Origin of the sequence: Salinicola salarius (assembly GCF_002179555.1) — a bacterium.
GTDB lineage: Bacteria > Pseudomonadota > Gammaproteobacteria > Pseudomonadales > Halomonadaceae > Salinicola > Salinicola salarius_A.
Map to the genome: position 1 here is coordinate 1 of NZ_NHOU01000104.1, position 1,314 is coordinate 1,314.

General features: G+C 61.0%; 1 protein-coding gene. It reads right to left on the minus strand.

Features of this window, described 5'->3' with window-relative positions:
- Positions 1-222 precede the first annotated feature (222 nt).
- Positions 223-1,194, minus strand: a complete 972-nt coding sequence (locus CCD76_RS19315; protein WP_218777092.1) for an IS701 family transposase — start codon at positions 1,192-1,194, stop codon at positions 223-225.
- Between the last annotated feature and the right edge of the window lie 120 nt (positions 1,195-1,314).

The following is a 1,314-nucleotide window of genomic DNA, read 5'->3' on the forward strand; positions in this document are numbered from 1 at the left end:
AAGACATCATTTTTCAGACAAAGCGTAGAGCCTAGTCATTTGGACATCTCCTTGCAATGGCTCTGTCCGCGTCGAGATGGGTGATCTTGCCCAGCAATCATGGACACCAATCTACTACTATAGTCGTAAATAATCGCAGAGCGACATGGCCCCAGTTGTGATTTGCCCTCCTGGAAACAGCGCTCGATGTTCCTCCGTGCCCCGGCGGCCAGTACCAGGCCCTCAAGTGACGTGCCATTGGGAGCGAAAGTGAGGTACGCCGTCATCTCCTGCGTACCATTCAAGGAGCGCCGTACGTACCAGCATTCCGCGCTGCCACCCGTCGAACGGTCCCGGATTGATGGCCAGAAACACCCAGTCAGACAGCCGAGGCCCCTGGCTCCCGGCGCCTGCGCTGAGCCGGGCCCAACCGAACTCGGTATTCGCCTGCAGCGTCGCTAGCAGATAACCGACCTTGCGTTGCTTCAATCCCAGCCACACATGGGTCTTGCGGTTGACCGCCATCACATATCCCTGGCCGCGCTCCTCCAGGGCCCAGCGTAGCTGGAAGGACTCGCCATAAACGGCGTCGCCTGTCACCCAGCGGGCCGTGACGCCACTGTCCAGCGCGCGTACCAGCATGTCCCGGGCCAGTTCCGTCTTGGGCTTGTGCCCCACCGCTTCAGGGATACCCGCCTGACGGCAGCGTCCGCGATCCTCCGCCCAGTCCCGAGGAAGGAACAGGGCGCGATCGATCAGGCCCTGCCCCCAGCAACTGGCATAACCGAGAAACACGCCGATCTGACAGTTTTCGATCCGGCCGGCTGTTCCGCTGTACTGGCGTTTGACGCCTGCCGAATGCCGACCCTTCTTGAGGAATCCCGTCTCATCGACCACCAGCACCCCATCGTCATCGCGCAAGGCCTGGTAGACACGTTGTCGCACCGCATCGCGGGCCCCGTCTTCATCCCAGCGGGCGCGGTTGATCAGGTGCTGGAAGCCGTAGGGGCGTGTATCGCCCTGGTGCTCGGCCAGTTGCCAGCTGTTGCGTCGTGTGACCTCGCCCAGCAGGCCTCGCAGGTAGGCACCCAGGTGCTCGCGGGCCTCAGCACGCTTGACGTAACGGCCCAGTTCTACCACCCAAGAGGCGAGTTCTGATTCCCAGGCATGGGCTTGCTCACGCAGACGTTCAGGGGTCAGGAGGTCGTTCAGCATGACACACCTCGTTCGGAAACAGGCGTTCAACGAAGTATAGTCTTTATCTCCAACTGTAGTACTAAGGCGGCATCGACAGCTTACGGCTGAAGCCCGCCTCATTCACGAGGGTGCTGATTG